At 60.5% G+C, this 16,665-nt stretch carries 12 protein-coding genes; 9 read left to right on the top strand and 3 right to left on the bottom strand.

Annotated features, from left to right (window positions below):
- The first annotated feature begins 26 nt into the window (after positions 1-26).
- The 7 genes from PAE61_RS04075 (at position 27) to PAE61_RS04105 (ending at position 9,644) form a co-directional block, all read left to right on the top strand.
- Entirely contained in the window at positions 27-695 is a 669-nt protein-coding gene (locus PAE61_RS04075) for an ABC transporter ATP-binding protein (RefSeq protein ID WP_271114142.1), read from the top strand.
- Positions 686-1,432 carry an ABC transporter permease gene (locus PAE61_RS04080; RefSeq protein ID WP_271114143.1) on the top strand — a complete coding sequence of 249 codons (747 nt, stop codon included), beginning with the start codon at positions 686-688 and terminating at the stop codon, positions 1,430-1,432. Before PAE61_RS04075 ends, PAE61_RS04080 begins: the two co-directional genes overlap by 10 nt.
- Positions 1,433-1,724: 292 nt before the next feature.
- On the top strand, positions 1,725-2,393 hold the full coding sequence (purQ, locus tag PAE61_RS04085; RefSeq protein ID WP_271114144.1) for a phosphoribosylformylglycinamidine synthase subunit PurQ: 669 nt from the start codon (positions 1,725-1,727) through the stop codon (positions 2,391-2,393).
- A gap of 71 nt (positions 2,394-2,464) precedes the next feature.
- Positions 2,465-4,261 carry a sensor histidine kinase gene (locus PAE61_RS04090; protein ID WP_434803101.1) on the top strand — a complete coding sequence of 599 codons (1,797 nt, stop codon included), beginning with the start codon at positions 2,465-2,467 and terminating at the stop codon, positions 4,259-4,261.
- Positions 4,262-4,278: 17 nt separating this feature from the next.
- Positions 4,279-5,607 (top strand): sigma-54-dependent transcriptional regulator, encoded by a 1,329-nt coding sequence (locus PAE61_RS04095; protein WP_271114145.1) that lies wholly within the window; start codon positions 4,279-4,281, stop codon positions 5,605-5,607.
- Positions 5,608-6,109: 502 nt separating this feature from the next.
- Positions 6,110-8,791, top strand: coding sequence for an Rne/Rng family ribonuclease (locus tag PAE61_RS04100; protein ID WP_271114146.1), 2,682 nt, complete (start codon positions 6,110-6,112; stop codon positions 8,789-8,791).
- A gap of 109 nt (positions 8,792-8,900) precedes the next feature.
- A complete protein-coding gene (locus tag PAE61_RS04105; RefSeq protein ID WP_271114147.1) occupies positions 8,901-9,644 on the top strand; it encodes a cytochrome c biogenesis CcdA family protein in 744 nt (247 codons plus the stop codon).
- Here PAE61_RS04105 and murJ read toward each other — a convergent pair.
- From murJ to PAE61_RS04120, 3 genes are read right to left on the bottom strand one after another with little or no spacing between them, the layout of a single operon-like run.
- Positions 9,641-11,167 (bottom strand): murein biosynthesis integral membrane protein MurJ, encoded by a 1,527-nt coding sequence (murJ, locus tag PAE61_RS04110; RefSeq protein WP_271114148.1) that lies wholly within the window; start codon positions 11,165-11,167, stop codon positions 9,641-9,643. The two genes, PAE61_RS04105 and murJ, sit on opposite strands and share 4 nt — an antisense overlap.
- A 4-nt stretch (positions 11,168-11,171) precedes the next feature.
- Positions 11,172-13,946, bottom strand: a complete 2,775-nt coding sequence (locus tag PAE61_RS04115; RefSeq protein WP_434803122.1) for a [protein-PII] uridylyltransferase — start codon at positions 13,944-13,946, stop codon at positions 11,172-11,174.
- A 22-nt stretch (positions 13,947-13,968) separates the two neighbouring features.
- Positions 13,969-15,159: a penicillin-binding protein activator gene (locus PAE61_RS04120; protein ID WP_271114150.1), complete on the bottom strand. Its 1,191-nt coding sequence runs from the start codon at positions 15,157-15,159 to the stop codon at positions 13,969-13,971.
- On the opposite strand from PAE61_RS04120, the gene rsmI reads away from it, so the two are divergent.
- On the top strand, positions 15,143-16,150 hold the full coding sequence (gene rsmI, locus PAE61_RS04125) for a 16S rRNA (cytidine(1402)-2'-O)-methyltransferase (protein ID WP_271114151.1): 1,008 nt from the start codon (positions 15,143-15,145) through the stop codon (positions 16,148-16,150). The genes PAE61_RS04120 and rsmI overlap by 17 nt on opposite strands.
- Positions 16,147-16,608: a YraN family protein gene (locus PAE61_RS04130; protein ID WP_353620375.1), complete on the top strand. Its 462-nt coding sequence runs from the start codon at positions 16,147-16,149 to the stop codon at positions 16,606-16,608. The genes rsmI and PAE61_RS04130 overlap by 4 nt, the downstream gene beginning before the upstream one ends.
- Positions 16,609-16,665: the final 57 nt, after the last annotated feature.

Below are 16,665 nucleotides of genomic sequence, written 5' to 3' on the forward strand. Positions count from 1 at the left end.
GATTGGTCCGATCCGATAGCGGTCTCGTGCTGGGACCACTGCGGCTGGCGGTTCCAGGCGGGCAGTGGACATGCCTTCTGGGACCGTCGGGCATCGGCAAATCCACCTTGCTGCACTGCTTCGCGGATGTGGCCGAAGGCGTGATGCTGGACGGGCAGGCAGTGGCGGATGACGGGTATCCGCTGAAGGGCCGCATCGCGATGATGGCGCAGTCGGCCGGGTTGCTGCCCTGGCTGGATGTCACGCGCAACGTGATGCTTGGTGCCGCGATGCGGGGCGAGAAGCCCGACACGAAACATGCGCTTCACCTGCTGGAAAGAGTCGGTTTGGCGGGGCTTGGTGGACGCAAGCCGCATGCTTTGTCCGGCGGTCAGCGTCAGCGCGTGGCACTGGCGCGGACGCTGTATGAAGATCGCCCGCTGGTGCTGCTGGATGAACCTTTCTCGGCGCTCGACGTGGCCAACCGGGCGCGGATGCAGGATCTCGCGGCTTCTGAGCTGTCGGGCCGCACGGTGCTGCATGTCACCCATGACCCCGGCGAGGCCGCGCGGCTGGCGGATCATATCGTCGTGCTGACGCCTTGCGGCGTACAAGAGATCCGCCCTTGCGGGACGCCTCCGCCACGACCGGCGGACAGCACAGAGACACTGAGCATTGCGGCCGAGCTGACAGGGATATTGCTGAAATGCAGCTGATTTCGTTGCGCAGCATCTTGCCGCTTCTGCTGGGTCTTGGCCTGTGGCAGGTCGCGGTCATCGCGCTGAACATGCCGTCTTTCATTCTGCCGGGTCCGGTGGCCGTCGCGGAAGAGCTTTGGCAGAGCCGTGCGCTTCTGGCATATCACACAGCCATCACAGTTTCTGAAATTGCGCTCGGGCTGATGCTGGGGACCGCCCTCGGCTGGCTGTCTGCGATTTTCCTTGCGCTTTCACCGGCAGCCGCGCGTTCTGTGCGTCCGCTTCTGGTCTTTAGTCAGGCAATCCCGGTCTTTGCCCTCGCGCCGATCTTCACGCTGTGGTTCGGCTATGGCCTGGGCTCGAAGATCGCGGTGGCGCTGCTGATCATCTATTTCCCCGTGACCTCGGCGTTTTTCGATGCGTTGATCACGACGCCGCCTGCATGGATCGCTCAGGCCCGGATCATGGGCGCTTCAGAGATCCAGATCATGAGGCGGGTTCGCATCCCCGCTGCGCTGCCCGGATTGCTGACCGGGCTGAGGCTGGCCGCGGTCTATGCGCCAATCGGGGTCATTATCGGCGAGTGGGTCGGCGCGTCGCAGGGCCTCGGCTATCTGATGCTGCTGGCGAATGGCCGCGCGAAAATCGACCTGATGTTCGCAGCGGTGATTGTCATCGCGACGCTGACCATAACGCTTCATCTGGTGGTGGATGCTATTGCCGACCGCTTGATCATGAGGGGGCGCGGTAAATAGTGGTTTGTGAACAAACGATGCCGATATTTTTCGGAATGGGCCGCGAATTCAAAACTACTGAATGAAACCAGCGGGCTAATCCGAATATCTGTATTTTTTGCCCAAAATATTATATCATGGTTTGATTGGATCTGGCGCCGATCCAGTTTTCAGGGCGCTCTGGTGGTCCTGGGGTCCAGGGAATCTGCCGGGGCGCCCAACTCTGTCTGGATGTTCGACCTCGGTGCTTTTCAATGTCGGCGTTATCCGTTATCGGCTTCTCCGAACCTTACCGCGACACGGAGCACGTTCCATGAAAGCCGCTGTCATCACTTTCCCCGGATCGAACTGCGACCGTGATCTGCAGGTTGCGCTGAGCCGTGCCGAGGCTGATGTCACGCAGGTCTGGCACAAGGATGCGTCGCTGCCGGATGGCGTCGATCTGGTTGCGATACCGGGTGGGTTTTCCTTTGGGGATTACCTGCGTTGCGGAGCGATTGCGGCGCAGTCTCCGGTTGCGAGGGCCATTCGCGAGCATGCCGGGCGGGGAGGTTATGTTCTTGGCGTCTGTAACGGCTTTCAGGTCCTGACAGAGCTTGGATTGTTGCCGGGGACGCTGATGAGAAATTCCGGGCTGAATTTCATCTGTCGGCCCGTGACCCTGCGGGTTATGACGACAGACAGCGATTTCACTTCGGCATATCAGCCGGATCAACTTCTGACGGTTCCGGTCGCGCATCATGACGGGAATTATCAGATCGACCCCGAGGGTCTGGCCGCGCTGAAGCAGCAGGACCGGATCGCCTTCCGTTACGCTCCGGGGATCAATGGCTCGGTGGCGGATATTGCCGGGGTTCTTTCTGAAAACCGCCGGGTTCTGGGGATGATGCCGCATCCTGAACGTGCCGTTGATCGCGATCACGGCGGCACTGACGGAAAGGCGATGTTTGCGTCTCTGGTCGGGGCGCTTGTGGCCTCCTGACGGAGTCGCTTGGCAGAAGGCGCTGTCGGGAATAGATTGTCTGGAATGACCATCGCAGCGGAACCCGCCAATTGATCGCGACCCCGCCCGAAGATGATCGCCCCGCAGGAGGAGGCGATGAGTCTGCCGCGAACCCTTGGGAGCTTCGCGGAGCCCTTCTTCTGTTGCTGTGTCTTGCCGGTCTGCTTCTGTGGGCCACCAATGGCTGGTTGACCGAGCGGTTTTCCGAAACCGCGCGGAACCGGGCCGAACTTCGCGGTGCGCTGTATAGTGGGCAGTTGAAATCCGAACTTCAGCGCAATTCGGTCGTCCCGATGATGCTGGCGCGGGACCCGGCGCTGATCACCTCGCTCGCATCGGGGGATTTCGCATTTACCTCGGCCCGGCTGATTACCGCGCAGAAGGAAATCGGGGTGGCCTCTATCCGTTTGCTGGATGCTTCGGGTCGCACGGTTGCGGCGACCGACCGGCAGATATTGGGGACGAATTACGTATCGGCACCCTATTTCGTCGAGGCGATGCGGGCGCGGGAAACGGTGTTTACCGTCTCGGAAGGGGAAAGCGGCAGCTATGAATTCGTGTATTCACGGGCAATTGCCGATAGTTCCGGGACTCTGGGCGTTGTGGTGGTCAGTACGGATCTGACGCAGCTTGAGCAAAGTTGGGCCGGGATCACCGATGCGGTTGCGGTGACGGATTCGACCGGGCTGGTGATCCTGTCAACCGAGGCGCGATGGCGCGGCCTGCCGCTGGACGAAGCACTTTCCGTCCGGCCCGTTCCCAATGCGATTGAGCGGGCGTTTCAGGTCAGTGCGGATTGGAGCAATGCCGATGCGGATGCCTATGTGAAGGGCCGCGCGGTGATGCAGACCGAAACCAATATTGCGTTTCGCGGCTGGCGGATGTTCAATTTCACCACATATGAATCGATCCGTGAGCGGGTCAACGCCGCACTTGCGCTTGAGGCGATGGTGATGGCGGTGCTGGCGGCGGTGATGTTCTATGTCCTGTCGCGGCGGGCTCAGAGGCGAACCGTGGCCTATATGCGGGAATCCGCGGATCTCCGCGCCCTGAACTCAAGGCTGACCCGGGAAATCGCCGAGCGGGAGCGGGTGCAGCGTGAATTGCGCGTGGCCGAGCAGACAGTTCAGCAATCTTCGAAACTGGCCGCTTTGGGTGAGATGTCGGCGGGGGTCAGCCATGAGCTTAACCAGCCGCTTGCCGCGATGAAGACCTATATCGCCGGTGCGCGTCTTTTGCTGGACAGGGGACGCTCGGAAGAGGCGTTGTCGTCATTTCAGCGTATCGACGATCTGGTCGATCGCATGGGGGCGATTACGCGGCAGCTTAAATCCTATGCCAGAAAGGGGGGTGAGGCGTTTGAGCCGGTCGATCTGCGAAATGCCCTGTCCAATGCCCTGACCATGATGGAGCCGCAGCTTCGTGCACGTCCGGTTCGCATCATGCGCAGCCTGCCGCGACGTCCGGTGATGGTCTATTGCGACCGGATCCGGGTCGAGCAGGTTCTGATAAACCTCTTGCGGAATGCGCTCGATGCGACCAAGTCGGTACGCGATGCCCGGATCGACATCGCGATTGAGGCCACCGCTCAAGCCGTTGTGACTGTGCGCGACAACGGTCCCGGGGTAAGCGATCTGGATAAATTGTTCGAACCGTTCTTCACAACCAAAAAACCCGGAGAGGGAACGGGTCTGGGTCTGGCAATCTCTTCGGGTATCGTCGCCGATTTCGGCGGAAGGCTGACTGCGCATAATTCCGAGGACGGGTCGGGCGCCGTATTTGAAATGGCGCTGCCGCTTTATGACCCTGACGGCGGGCGCGATGAACGGCCTCTGGCCGCAGAATGAGTTAGGAAAGGCAGATTATGAGTAAGACGCTGAGTATCGCGATTGTTGACGATGAGCCGGATATGCGTGAATCCATCAGCCAGTGGCTGGTGCTATCGGGATTTAACACCGTGACCTTTCCATCCGCCGAGGATGCGCTGAAGGAGATCGGTCAAGACTGGCCGGGCGTTGTCATCACCGATATCCGGATGCCCGGTATGGACGGGATGGCCTTTCTCAAACGGCTGATGAGCATCGATTCGGCGCTGCCTGTCATCATGATTACCGGCCACGGCGATGTGCCGATGGCGGTCGATGCGATGCGGATGGGCGCGATGGACTTCATGGAGAAGCCCTTCAAGCCCGACCGAATGACCGAACTGGCGAAAAAAGCCACGCAGATGCGTCGTCTTACGCTGGATAACCGGGCGCTGCGGCGCGATCTGTCCGAAGGGCAGCAGGTCATGTCCAAGCTGGTCGGCCAGTCCGCCGCGATGGACCGGCTTCGCGAGGATATTCTGGATCTGGGGCAGGCGGACGGTCATGTGCTGATCGACGGCGAAACGGGGACGGGCAAGACGCTGGTTGCGCATGCGCTGCATGCGGTCGGGCCTCGGGCGTCGAAGAAATTCGTGCCGGTTGCCTGTGCCGCCTTCGATGCCGAAGCACTGACGACGCGTCTCTTTGGCCCGCTTGAGGACGGGATCCCTGCCATTGAAGAAGCGCGTGGCGGCACGCTGTGCCTTGAGGATGTCGAGGCGCTGCCCGACCCGCTTCAGGCGCGTCTTCTGGGGTTCATATCAGATCAGGGCTCTCCGGCAGAGACGCGGATCATCGCCATCTCGAATGCCCGTGGCGGCGGCCATCGGCCCGAGGATTCGCTGCGGCCCGACCTGTTCTATCGTCTCTCGGCGCTGCAGATCACGGTTCCGCCGCTGCGAGCGCGGGGAGAGGACATCCTGGCCCTGTTCACGCGCATGACCGAACAATTCGCGGATGAATATGGCTGCGAACCGCCTCAGGTGAATGCGCAGGAGGCTGCGCAGTTATTGCAGGCTCCGTGGCCGGGCAATGTGCGCCAGCTTATCAATGTCGCCGAACGCGCGGTGCTGCAGAATCGTCGCGGCTCGGGCTCGATCACCTCGCTTTTGATGACAGAGGGCGATGATGAGCAGGGGCAGGCCACCACGACCGAGGGTAAACCGCTGAAGGAATATGTCGAAAGCTTCGAGAAGATGCTGATCGACAACACCATGCGCCGCCACAAGGGCAGTATCGCAGCGGTCATGGACGAGCTTTGTCTGCCCCGGCGGACACTGAATGAGAAAATGGCGAAATACGGACTGTCGCGCAGCGATTACCTCTGATCGCTGACTTTGTCGTGAATGACCCCGGCTCTGCCGGGGTGTCGCGATTTGCTGCTGTGCCTGCTGTGTCAGGCGATGATTTGGGCTGTTGACGCAATGACGCCACGCCGCCGATCGCGGGCGAAAGTCTGATTTCCCATTGAACTTTCTTGCCCGACGCCATTATGTTCGGACCATGCGCGACGTCTCAGCTGTAAGTTGTTTCCGCGCCAACAGTTTCGCAGCGGAAGCCGGCCCATGACAGATGCGGTCTCTTCACGCCAAGAAAACGGTCCCGAAACGCTTGCGCCAGGGGCTGATAATCGTTGCCCCGCGGCTGTGGTCCGGGGCCAAGAGGTAACAGACGCGATGCAACGCGCAGAAAACAGTTCGGCAGAATGGATGCGGGTCCGAGGACCCGCAATCACTGCCGACGCCGCGCCCGCGTCCCCATCATGCCGCAACCCCTCTTTGTCTCTGGCGATATGCCGGGGCGGGTCGGGGTTGGGTGAAAGTAGCTCAAATGGCAAAGAAAATGCTGATCGACGCAACGCACGCGGAAGAAACCCGCGTCGTTGTGGTGGACGGAACCAAGGTCGAGGAGTTTGACTTCGAGACAGTCAACAAGCGGCAGCTTGCTGGCAATATCTATCTGGCAAAGGTAACGCGGGTCGAACCGTCGCTTCAGGCGGCATTCGTCGATTACGGCGGAAACCGGCACGGATTTCTGGCCTTCGCCGAAATCCACCCGGATTATTACCAGATCCCCGCCGCTGACCGGCAGGCTCTTTTGGAAGAAGAAAAGGCCTATGCCGAGGCGGTTGCCGCTGAGGATGCGGCGGAAAAGGGCAAGCCCGTACGTCGCCGCCGCTCCAAAGCCGAGAAGGCAGCAAGCGACGATGCCAAGGTCACGTCGGACGCTATTCCGGGAATGGAACTGGTTGATAACGAAGCCGAGGAGAACGATTCTTCCTCTGCCGATGAGGGCGTTGCGGTCGATGAGACGCAGGATATCGTCGCTGACGCGGCTGAAGACAGCGCGGCAGATGCGTCGGACAAGGATGACAGCATTGAATCGGTCGCCGATGAGGATGTGACCGAGGAAATCCGGATTCCGAAGAAGCCGCGTCCCCGCCGCTACAAGATTCAGGAGGTGATCAAGGTCCGCCAGATCATGCTGGTGCAGGTGGTCAAGGAAGAGCGCGGCAATAAGGGTGCCGCACTGACGACATATCTGTCTCTGGCCGGTCGGTATTGCGTTCTGATGCCGAATACCGCGCGTGGGGGTGGGATTTCGCGCAAGATCACCAGTGCATCCGACCGCAAGAAGCTGAAAGACATTGCCTCGGATCTGAAAGTTCCTCAGGGCGCGGGGCTGATCATCCGCACCGCAGGCAGCCAGCGGACCCGGACCGAGATCAAGCGCGATTACGAATATCTGATGCGTCTGTGGGAGCAGATCCGCGAACTGACATTCAACTCGACCGCGCCGTCGCCGATCTATGAGGAAGGCGATCTAATCAAGCGGACCATCCGCGACTTGTACAGCCGCGAGATTGACGAGGTGCTTGTCGAGGGTGAGCGCGGCTATCGCGTGGCCAAGGACTTCATGAAGATGATCATGCCGTCCCATGCCCGCAACGTGAAACATTATCACGATCCGATGCCGCTTTTCGCCCGCTATCAGGTCGAGGGCTATCTGGGCGGGATGTTCAACCCGGTCGTGCAGTTGAAATCCGGGGGCTATATCGTCATCGGCGTGACCGAGGCTCTTGTGGCGATCGACGTCAACTCTGGTCGGGCGACGAAGGAAGGCTCGATCGAGGATACCGCGACGAAGACCAATCTCGAAGCTGCCGATGAGATTTCCCGGCAGTTGCGGCTGCGCGACCTTGCCGGTCTGATCGTCATCGACTTCATCGACATGGACGAGCGCAAGAATAACCTCGCCGTCGAAAAGCGGCTGAAGGACCGGCTGAAGACGGATCGGGCGCGGATTCAGGTCGGCAAGATTTCCGGCTTTGGCCTGCTGGAGATGAGCCGTCAGCGCCTTCGTCCCGGCATGCTGGAATCGACCACGCAGCCTTGTGCGCATTGTCACGGAACCGGGCTGATCCGCTCGGATGACAGTCTGGCGCTGACCATTCTGCGTGCCATCGAGGAAGAAGGCACCCGGAAACGCTCGCGTGAGGTTCTGGTCAAGGCACCTGTCGCGGTGGCGAATTTCCTGATGAACGGCAAGCGCGAGCATATCGCGCTGATTGAGGCCCGCTATGGCATGGCGGTGCGGGTCGAGGCCGATCCGCAGCTTATCTCGCCGGATTTCGCGATTGAGAAATTCAAAAGCGCGACCCGTGCGCTGCCGGATTCCGTCCATGCCGTCCTGTCGGTGGATGCAAGCCTGATGGCTCAGATCGATGAGGATGACCAAGAGGAAGAAATCCCGGCGGAGGAAGAGGCCGAAAGCGATAACCGCGCCGAGACCTCCGATGCGGATTCAGAGGGCAATGGCCGCTCCAAGCGCCGCCGCCGCCGTCGCCGTCGCGGCGGAAAGGATCGTTCCGATGAGAACGGCCATATCTCCGAGAATGGCGACGATGCGCAGGACAGCGCCGATGGTCGCAGTGAAGGGGACGATCAGTCTCGGGAAGACGGTTCGGATCGCGAGGATGCAGTGGAGGGTGAAAAGCCAGAAGCTGCTGAAACAGCCAAGCCGAAATCGCGCAGCCGCTCCCGGTCGCGTCGCCGTCCTCAAGCCGAGGCCTCCGAGGATCAGCAGCCGGAAACGGATCAGGGCGAGGTTGCTCCGGCAGTGCCTGTGGCCGCCGCGAATGTCGTCGATCTGAGAGATCTGCCCGTCAGATCGGATGGGGCAGAACCCGTTCAGCAGGCGCTAGAGGATGCGGCTGAAGCGACACCGGAAACCGCTGAAATTCCTTCTGAGGTTGCCGAAGATGTTCCGGCAGATGCTCCGGTGGCTGAAAAACTGTCTGCGGTTAATGATCCTGTTGCGCCGGTGGCTCCGGCACCTGCGGTTGAGGAAGCTCCGGCTGAAGCAATTCAGAACGGGATGCCAGAAGCCTCAGACAGCGCCGCAGCCGAAGAACCGGCAGCAGATGCAGAACCTGTCGAGACCGAACCCACCGTGGAAGAAGAGGCCGCGCCTCCGCGTCCCAAACGCCGGGGATGGTGGTCCATCGGATGATCTGGCAAGGGGCCTGCCTGTAATGGCAGGCCCTTTCCGGTATGCGTGGTTACGGGACTGTGACCCTGTGACCTCTGGCGCGGACGGGGAAAAACGCTAATCTCGCGCCATGTTTGGAATTGACCTCATCGACGCGGCGCTGATGCCGGCTGCCACCGTGGCGCTTATCGCAGGCGTGCTGTCCTTTCTGTCGCCTTGTGTGCTGCCCGTCGTGCCGCCCTATCTGGCCTATATGACCGGCATCACCGTGAACGGCCTGCAAACAAGAGAGCGAAGCGCCGTGCCGCCCGCACTGATGTTCGTGCTTGGCCTGTCCACGGTATTTCTGGTGATGGGATTTGCCGCCTCGGCATTCGGGCGGCTGTTTCTGGAATACCAGATCTGGCTGGCCAGATTCGCAGGCGTCATGGTCATCGTCATGGGGCTGCATTTCCTGCATGTGTTCCGCATTCCCCTGCTGGATCAGGAAGCCCGTCTGGAAGCCGGGGATCAGGGCGGGTCTGCATTCGGGGCCTATGTGCTCGGGCTGGCTTTCGCCTTTGGCTGGACGCCCTGTATCGGGCCGCAGCTCGGCATGATCCTGTCGCTTGCCGCGACCGAGGCGGAAATCGGGCGTGGAATCGGGCTGCTGGCAATCTATGCACTTGGGCTTGGGATACCGTTCCTGCTATCCGCGATTTTCATTAACCGGGCGATGGGGCTGATGAACCGGATCAAGCCCTATATGAAGACCATCGAGCGTGTGATGGGTGCGCTTCTGGTCGCTGTGGGCATTATGCTGGTCAGCGGACGGATGGCGGATCTGTCCTATTGGATGCTTGAGACGTTCCCGGCGCTCGCCACGCTTGGTTAACGCCGTATATTCCGTTTCAGATCGGACAGAGATATCGCACCCGTCGCGAAGCTGAGCGCGAAATAGACAATCGCGCCGCCGATGATCAGCAGGGCCAGTTCGGGGATCCGCGCCATACCGATATTGTTTGTCCAGCGCAGAGTGAGCCACAATCCTGCCGCCATAAGCGCGGATGACAGAAGGATCCGGGGCGCGGTGCGGCGCAGCCGCGCATCCCATCTTGTGGATTGCCCCATGTTCCGCGTCCCCCACCAGAGCTGCGCGACCATAACCCATGCCGCTGCCGATGTGCCAATGGCCGAGGCCAGAAACCCGACCGACCCCATCAGCCCGACAGCGACAACCGCATTCACAACCATCGAATACAGCGCGAAGCGGAACGGGCTGCGTGTATCCTCACGGGCGAAATAGAGCGGTTGCAGGACCTTCTGCATCACGAATGCCGGAAGGCCGAGCGCATAGACGATCAGCGCCCGGGAGGTTTGCCGCACATCGTGATCGGTGAACTCTCCGCGGCCGAACAGCGTATCGACCATCGGCAGGGCGATGACGCCGATGGCGAAGGCGCAGGGCAAGGTGAGAAACAGGCCGAACTCGGTTGCCCGGCAGAACGCGGCCTGTCCGCCCGCATCGTCATTCGCGCGAAGTCTGCGGGCAAGTTCGGGCAGCAGCACCACCGCCACCGCTCCGGCAACGACGCCAAGCGGCAATTGATACAGCCGGTCAGAGTAATACAGCCAGGCCACTGCGCCTTCGAATTGCGACGCGACCTGCCTGCCGACCAGCAAGTTGATCTGAACGACCCCACCTGCAAAGGCGGCGGGTAGGGCGACCTTGACCAGCAGGCGCATTTCGGGCGAGAGGCGGGGCCGCTTGGGCAGGAATGTCCAGCCTGTGCGATGCGCGTCCCACCAGACGAGGCCAAGCTGTGCGATGCCGGTAATCGGGGTTGCCCATGCCAGCGTCAGGCCGAGATCCCAGCCAAACCAGCGGCCCAGCATCATCGCGACGATGAACAGGACATTCAGGATCACCGGGGCCGCCGCCGCCGCCGTGAAACGTCCATTTGCGTTCAGCACGCCGGAAATCATCGAGGCCAGCGAGATCAGCAGGATATAGGGGAAGGTAATGCGACCATATTCCACCGTCATGGCGAAACGCTCATCCCCGGCGAATCCCGATGCCATCAGCCAGACCATCACCGGCATGAAGATCATCGCAAGGGCCGATAACAGCAGCACCACGACAAACAGACCCGAGAATGCCTCGGATGCGAAGCGCGTCGCCTCCTCGCGGTTCTCCAGCTTCTTGGCGAACATCGGGACGAAAGCGGTGTTGAAGGCTCCCTCGGCGAAAAACCGGCGGAACATGTTTGGCAGGGACAGAGCGATCGCGAATGCCTCGGCCATCGGACCGGCACCCAGCCATGCGGCCATGATTTGATCGCGGATAAAGCCGAGAAGCCGCGAAAGAGTCGTCCAGCTTCCTACGGTCAGAAAGCCGCGCACCAAACCGCTTTTCATCTGTTCAAGCTCCTGCCTGCTCCGAGCCTGCGCGTTCCGCGCCTTCGCGTATGGCCTGACGCAGTTTCTTTTCCAGGCGTTCGCGGCGCGAGGCTTGCTGAAGCTTCAGCCCGAACGCGTCCTTGACATAGAAACTGTCCACCACCTGAGCGCCATAGGTCGCGATCACCGCAGATGCAATGCGGATATGGTTCGCGGCCAGCGTCCGGGTCAGGTCATAAAGCAGGCCGGGCCGGTCGCGCGTGTCTACCTCGATAATGGTGTAGATGTCGCTGCCCTCATTATCGAAGGTCACATGGGTCGGGAATTTGAAGGCCCGGTCCCGTTTCTTGAGCTGGTCCTTATCGGCGAAGGCATCCCGCGCGACGACTTCGCCCTTCAGGGTCCGGTCGATCATCTTGCGCAGCCGGGGCAGGTGGTCGGCATCATAAGGATGGCCCGAGGCATCCTGCAACCAGAACACCGCCGTCGCGAACCCGTCCTTCGAGGTATAGGTCCGCGCATCGACGACATTGGCTCCGACAAGTGCAAGCGCACCGGCCAGCCGCGAGAAAATGCCCGGATGATCGGCCAGCACGAAGCTGGCCCGTGTCGCGTCACGATCCGGATCGGGGTGCAGGTCGATGCGGATCTCGTTATCCCCCAGATCCTTCAGCAGGGTCGCGAAGACGATATGGGTTTCGCTTGGCAGGCCCTGCCAGTAATTCGCATAATGCCGACCCGTTTCCGCCCGGATCGCCTTCGCATCCCAACCCTGAGCGGTCAGGTAATGACGCAGCGCACGCTTTGCGTCATCGCGGCGCTGATCCCGGTTCAGCGCTTCCATGCCGTTTTCCAGAACGCTCGCGGTCTGTTCGTAAAGCTGACGCAGCAGAACGGCTTTCCAGTTATTCCATGTGTTCGGCCCGACGCCGCGAATATCGCAGACGGTCAGGACAAGCAGCAGATCGAGCCGTTTTCGGGTTTTCACCGCCTTGGCGAAGTCCCGGATCGTGCGCGGGTCCGAGATATCCCGCTTCTGCGCCACATCCGACATCAGAAGGTGATTGCGGACCAGCCATTCGATTGTTTCGATTTCATCGACTGGCAGGCCGAACCGTGCAGTCACCCGCCGGGCGATCTGCGCCCCGATGATCGAGTGATCCTCGGGCCGCCCCTTGCCGATATCGTGCAGGAACACCGCCAGATAGAGAACCCGCCGGTTTATCTTGCTCTGCATGATCCGGCTGGCGATGGGCAAATCCTCGATCTCGTGACCCTGTTCGATCTCGGACAATGCGACGATGCACTGGATGGTATGCTCATCCACCGTATAGCTGTGATAGACGTTGAACTGCATCATAGCGACAACGGGGTCGAATTCCGGGATGAAGGCCCCCAGAACGTCCAGTTCGTTCATACGCCGCAGCGCCCGTTCCGGATTCCCCCGCTTCAGCAGCAGATCAAGGAAAATGCGCACCGCTTCGGGGTTTTCGCGCATCTCGTCGTCGATCAGATCGAGATTCGAGGTGATCAGCCGCATCGCCTCGGGATGGATGAGAACGCCGGTCCTGAGCGCTTCCTCGAACAGGCGCAGAATATTCAGCGGATCGTCCAGTGCCCTTTCCGGATCGGCATAGGTCAGCCGCCCTGCATCCTCGGAAAAGCCGGGCCGAAGCTTCTTGCGGCGCCGGAAGATGCGTTTCAGCATCGGCTGCCTGAAAACATGGCGGCTTTCGAGCGCGGTCAGGAAGACCCGCGTCAGCTCTCCGACCTTGGTTGCGTGCCGGAAATATTCCTGCATGAACAGCTCGACACCGCGCCGTCCGGGCCGGTCATGATAGCCCATTCTGCGGGCCACCTCGACCTGCATATCGAAGCTGAGCGTGTCGACGGGCCTGTGGGCGATCAGGTGAAGATGGCAACGCACCGCCCACATGAAATCCTCGGCCTGCCAGAAGGCGAGATGCTCATCCCGTGTGAAGAAGCCCAGATCGACCAGTTCCACGGCCCGATCCACGCGATGAATATATTTCGCGATCCAGTAAAGCGTCTGAAGATCGCGCAGCCCGCCTTTGCCCTCTTTGACATTGGGCTCCAGAACATAACGCTGGCCGCCCTGACGCTCATGTCGCTTATCGCGCTCGGCCAGTTTCGCCTCGATGAATTCAGGGACGGAGGCTTCGAACAGCTCGGACCACAATTTTTCGCGCAGCTTCTCGGCCAGGGATAGCTGCCCCGCGACGGCGCGATGTTCGACCATCGAGGTGCGGATGGTCATGTCCTGACCTGCCAGCCGCAAGCAGTCATCGATGCTGCGCGTCGCGTGGCCGACTTTCAGCTTCAGGTCCCACAACATATAGAGCATCGATTCGACAACGCTCTCGGCCCAGCCAGAGGTTTTATAGGGGGTAAGGAACAGCAGATCGACATCGGATTGCGGTGCCATCTCGGCACGGCCATAGCCGCCCACGGCAAGGACGGCCAATTGTTCGGCCTCGGTCGGGCTGTTATTCGGATGCAGATGGGTCGTCGCGACATAATGGACGGTTGTCACAATCGCGTCGGTCAGGCTGGCAATGGCGCGGACGGTTTCCCGTGCTGCCCGGGGATGCGATTCGAATCCCGTAATAATGTCATCCATCGCCGCGTTTCGCGCGGCCTGAAGCATGAAGACGGTTTCAGTGCGCTTGGCGCGGGCATCCGGGACCTCGCTGAGACGCGCATCAAGCACGTGCAGGAAGGTCTTGGGGTCGAATACCGAATGCGCCCCGGGCAATGCCGGGGCGCTTTGTGGCAGAATTTCGGTCTTGTCCGTCAACTCAGAACCCGAAACCACCGCCAAAGCTGCGCGGCGCCGGGTCGATAATGACAACGCGACCGTTATTGATCGTCGCAATCGCCATGCCGCGCTCATTGGTTCCATCGCGGCGCAGACGGAATACCCCGTTTACTCCGGTGAACCCGGCAGAGCGGGTCAGCCCGATCGTATTGACCGCGTTCCGGTTCCCCGAACCCGCCAGAGCCGCCACTGCCGCGACGCCATCATAGCCGAGCGATCCGAGTTCATGCGGGGCCTCGCCATAGGCAGCGCGATAGCGCGAGGTGAACTGGCTTTGCAGCGTCGTATCGGGCAGCGCGAACCAGCCGCCCTGAACGCCGGGAAGTTGAAGCCGTGCCGCAGGCGTATCCCAACGGGTCAGCCCCATGAACTGCGCCTCACGCGAGGTCACACCGGCATTGGCAAGCTGATCCGTGAGATAGGGCAGCACGGCCTGTTGATTGGCGGTCATGAAGATCGCGTCGATCTGGCCGGATTTTGCCGCCTGAGAGACTGCGGGAATGATCGTGTCGATGCTGTCACGCGACAAAGCGTGTTCCTGCCGCCCAGCAAGGGTCGCTCCGTTCTGTGCAATCGCCGACTGGATCGCCGCCGCACCGATCTGGCCAGCCGCATCGTTTTCGTAGACCATCAGGAAGCGGCGGAGACCCTGCTTCACGCCATAATCCACCAGCCTGTCGGCGACGTTGTCGAAGGTATTTCCAAGCACAAACACATTGCTGCCGGCGATCTGGGTATTGTTCGAGAATGACAGCACGTTGAGGTTGTTATCCTTCATCGCATTGCCGACCGCATTGGCGGAATCGGCGAAAAGCGGGCCAAGGATGATTTGTGCGCCTTCGGCAGCGGCTGTCTCTGCGGCCTCGACAGCCGAGGCTTCGGCTGGTGTGGTCGTGTAAACGCGCAGGTCGATCCTCGCTCCGTTCGCGTCAGCGGCAGCCATGCGCGCCGCGTTCGCAAGGGACCGGCCCAGCCAGTCCAGATCGGCATTGCCGGTTCCGCCCGGAACCAGCATCGCGACCTGAACAGGTTGCGACGGATCGATCTGCGGGCCGATCGCGGGACCAGAACTGCCGAGGCTGGTGGGCTGACAGCCCGCAACGGCCATTCCGGCCGCCGCGATACAGGCAATCGCGGCTCGGCGCGTCATTCGCTTGGCAATGGTGAACATTCAGATGATTCCCTATTGTCAGGTGGCGTGTCTTTGTGCCGCAGCCTATTCACTACATTTGCACTTGGCAACGCGACGCCCGATTGATGAGGATCACGTGACACACAGCAACGACCCCGGCGAAATCCGTCATATCCGCATCGAGGCGAGCAGGCTTGATTCGGGACTTTATCTGGTCTCGACTCCGATCGGTGCTGCGCGGGACATCACGCTGCGTGCACTGGATGTGCTCAATTCGGCCGAGCTGCTGGCGGCAGAGGACACGAGGACGTTGCGTCATCTGATGGATATTCACGGCATCCCGCTGCGCGGAAGACGGATCATTGCCTGTCATGATCACAATGAGGGACGGCAAAGCAAAGCCCTGAACGAAGCTTATGAGGCAGGGCTGTCGGTCGCCTACTGCTCCGAGGCAGGCACCCCGCTGGTTGCAGATCCTGGATTCCGGCTTGTCCGGGATGCCGCTGCGGCAGGTGTGCGTGTTCATGCAGTTCCCGGGCCATCCGCAGCGCTTGCGGCGCTGACCGTGTCAGGACTGCCCAGTGATCGCTTCGTCTTCGCGGGCTTCCCGCCGCAGCCGGCCGCCGCAAGGCTGAAATGGCTGAAAGATGTCGCTGCAATCGATGCAACCGCGATTATTTTTGAAAGCCCGCGGCGCGTTAAACATACATTGGAAAAATTGTGCGAGATTGATGCGGATCGGAATATAGTGCTGTGCAGGGAACTGACCAAGAAGTTTGAGGAAATCTTGCGTGGAAACCCAGCCGAATTAGTCAGCCGGATCCCGGATGCCGGATTGAAAGGCGAGGTTGTTCTGGTTCTGGACCAGCCACAGCAAGCTGTTCCCAATGAAGAAGATATAGAGGCTGTGCTGTTGGAATTGCTAAATGAAATGTCGGTTCGTGATGCTGCTGCAGCGGCTGCCGAGAGATTCGGGATATCGCGACGCGACGCGTATCAGCAGGCGCTGAAACTTGGAGAAAGCAAATGACGCAGCTTTGCTTCGATTTCGACAAACTGCCAGTGACGGCTGTGGCTTTACCTTCTGCTGAAACTGCTTTGCAGCACAGCGATGGTTTCGGGATTCGTTCGCTCCGGGGCCGGACAGCGTATAACTCCGGTGCCTTGGCAGAGGCCTCGGTTTGTGACCGTTATTGTCATGAAGGCTATGAGGTTCTGGAAAAGCGATGGCGGGGGAAAGCGGGTGAAATTGATCTGATTTTTCAGAAAGATGGTATCGTCGTGTTTGTGGAAGTGAAATCCGCAAGGGATTTTGCAAGCGCTGCCGAACGGATCAGCAGACGTCAGATGGACAGGATCTGCCGTGCAGCATGTGAGTTCTGCGCAACGCTGCCGGATGGGCAGATGACAAATATGCGCATGGATGCCGCAATGGTTGATCGCTTCGGTCGCATCGAGGTCATCCAGAACGCGTTTGGCTGGCAGTAGGGCGATCTGCCTGATCGGAGCTTGAACTGCCCTTCGGAACGTCTCACAAGGCGGAAA

It is taken from the genome of Paracoccus aerodenitrificans (assembly GCF_027913215.1).
GTDB lineage: Bacteria > Pseudomonadota > Alphaproteobacteria > Rhodobacterales > Rhodobacteraceae > Paracoccus > Paracoccus aerodenitrificans.

Bases quoted from the DNA above. Each gene is read 5' to 3' on its own strand.
- PAE61_RS04080 (WP_271114143.1), top strand. From the start codon at position 686: ATGCAGCTGATTTCGTTGCGCAGCATCTTGCCGCTTCTGCTGGGTCTT.
- purQ (WP_271114144.1), top strand. From the start codon at position 1,725: ATGAAAGCCGCTGTCATCACTTTCCCCGGATCGAACTGCGACCGTGAT.
- PAE61_RS04095 (WP_271114145.1), top strand. From the start codon at position 4,279: ATGAGTAAGACGCTGAGTATCGCGATTGTTGACGATGAGCCGGATATG.
- PAE61_RS04100 (WP_271114146.1), top strand. From the start codon at position 6,110: ATGGCAAAGAAAATGCTGATCGACGCAACGCACGCGGAAGAAACCCGC.
- PAE61_RS04105 (WP_271114147.1), top strand. From the start codon at position 8,901: ATGTTTGGAATTGACCTCATCGACGCGGCGCTGATGCCGGCTGCCACC.
- murJ (WP_271114148.1), bottom strand. From the start codon at position 11,167: ATGAAAAGCGGTTTGGTGCGCGGCTTTCTGACCGTAGGAAGCTGGACG.
- PAE61_RS04120 (WP_271114150.1), bottom strand. From the start codon at position 15,159: ATGTTCACCATTGCCAAGCGAATGACGCGCCGAGCCGCGATTGCCTGT.
- PAE61_RS04130 (WP_353620375.1), top strand. From the start codon at position 16,147: ATGACGCAGCTTTGCTTCGATTTCGACAAACTGCCAGTGACGGCTGTG.